The following is a 2342-nucleotide window of genomic DNA, read 5'->3' on the forward strand; positions in this document are numbered from 1 at the left end:
TGACTGGTAAGTGCGACACCCTAGCGGGGTCGGCTAATCTTTCCCGGGGTCTTCTTTCCCGGGGTCTTCGGCACTGCGTGCCTCGACACCCGGTCTAAAAAGCGATGATCCCTCCGGGGCTGCGCCCCTGCGGGATCACTGCAGACAGGTCGGAGTGGTGGGGGGGGGGTAGAGAAAGAGGGTGTACCCATCGCAGGCGCACCCTCTGTGAAACATGCCTGTATCCCACTTAAAGCAAGACACAGATACATATATGAAGCTTTGTAAGAGTTATATGACTATTAGCATATGTAGTATGAATAGGAGCAAGAGAAGCTCCAGTTGAGCTCCCCACAGCCCGGCATACACTATGATTATAAAGAGGGTGGGACAGAGCGACCTCCGTGTGGGAAGTCCCCCTGTCCCACCCATTACTAAAAACTCACAAAAATGAAAAAACTAAGACCGTTGCGCGTGGACAGCGGGCGGACAAGCCGCCCACGCGTCCTCGCCATCCCCGTCGGCCCAAAGGCCATCGGGGATTAATCTAGAGGTTCCGAGGAGAAAAGGCGCACGACTAAGTCTCTACTTAATCTGCTGTTGGTGTAACTCACAGAGACGCCTCGAGTACTGAATCCCATATAGTACGCGGTCTCGACACCACCATCTGAGGCAGACCAGTACTCGCCGCCCTCACCCAGGTAGCCAACGCCGCCGCCGGCAGCGGGGAAGAACCGAACTACTGCAGAGGACAAATTCTGATCCCAGAATGCCTGATCAAGTTTATGCACCGAGTTGAAGCCTAGACGTCCAGAGATGTTGACGCAGTAGATCCAGAGGCCGCGGACTCTCTTCCCCCTCACTACGTTCGTACCCCAGTAGTAGAGCCATGCGGAGCGATACTTATGCTCTATGGTGCCGCCTCCGTTGAAGCGGAGCGCAACGTTACACTTCACGTTGCTGCCGTTGACAACCATGGTGGTCGGCATATAGTCACCTGTGGCATCAAATATCTGTCCGCCAACCAATACCCGCTCAGTCTGGTTATACAGGATGTCACCGCTGCCAAAGGACTGGCTGGCCGCGCGGGCCGACTCCAAGACAATCGCGTTCCATGCCTGACGAGTGGGAAGCTGATAGGACTCCGTAGAGCCCTCGATCGACCTGGCGGTACCATACTTGCTCATGGCAGTACTCCAGTCCATCTGCACGTCAGTTTCTCCTTCTTCCTTAGCTGCGGTCATAGTGTGATAGGTGTCCCAATACCCATTCCTCAGGATGTTGTAGTGAGCCACATAGGCGAGAGGATTGTCATCGTTTGTGGCACGCTGCGTAACGGTGAGTGTCCTGATCTGAGTCGCATCCTCCTTTACTTTAATGGTAAGAGATGTCTGACGAACCATACCGCTGTTGTTGGCTGTCACTGAAATCACGCCATTATTGACGCTCAGCCACTCGGCACCGGAGGTCGGCTTCTCGATCAGCACATCGGCCACGGTCATCGGGCGATTGTCAATCTCTTGACCGCTGCGCAAAGTGGATACTTTGCCGGAGATGGTGATGGGTTTAACCGTGCTGCCCTCAAACTTGCTAAATGAGAGTATTGCGGGAATGACACCGGTTAAGGTGTACTCAGTGACATCAGCGGCTGCCTGGGAGACAGCGACCGTCGTGGTCACCGAGGGATCCTTTTTGACAGCGATAGTCAGAGTCGCCTGGCGAGCCTCGGTAGTCCCATTCTTAGCCGCAGTGACTGTGCCGTCAGCGGCTACCGTGAGCCAGTCGGCTCCGGCACTCTTTTCGATCGTCACATCAGAGATGTCCAAATCACCACCCATAGTTTTGCCATCCTTCGTAAGAACAGCCCGTCCTTTAACAGTAAGTAACTGACTGTCTCCCGTAGACGGAAAAGAGAGCTCCTTTGGATTGACATCCAGAGAGTACCTAACATGAACTTCTGGTGTCTTGCCTTGCTGGTTGACGAGCAGATGAGTGACCTGAGAGGGATCCTCCTTGAGAGCAATCTCAATGGTAGCGGCGCGGGAGGCATTGGTCGTATTGGCGGAAACGGTGATTGCACCGGCAGGGCTGATGGTGATCCAGGGTGCGGGGTTGCCGACCACCTTGTAGGTGAACTTGTCCCCACCCGTGATCGTCTCGGCGGGAGCAGTCGGATCGGGCGTGCCGCCGACAAGCTTCTGCTTCGTCGCCGTGGCATTAATCACTGCGGCTCCACCGTCAGCGGAGACACCCTTGGAGATGTCGGGCGTGGTGGTGACTGCGAAAGTGTAGGCGTAGGAAACGGCACCCTCCTGGAAGATCTTCAGCAGGTCCTCCTCCGACACGGTGAAGGTCTGACCATT

The 2342-nt window shown here is 55.3% G+C and carries 1 protein-coding gene; it reads right to left on the bottom strand.

Annotated elements, in window-relative coordinates; all coding sequences use genetic code 11:
* Positions 1–521: 521 nt before the first annotated feature.
* On the bottom strand, positions 522–2342 hold a 1821-nt coding region (locus tag HMPREF2890_RS08395; RefSeq protein WP_148130737.1), incomplete at its 5' end, for a BACON domain-containing protein.

Origin of the sequence: Porphyromonas sp. HMSC065F10 (assembly GCF_001808555.1) — a bacterium.
Taxonomy (GTDB): Bacteria; Bacteroidota; Bacteroidia; order Bacteroidales; family Porphyromonadaceae; genus Porphyromonas_A.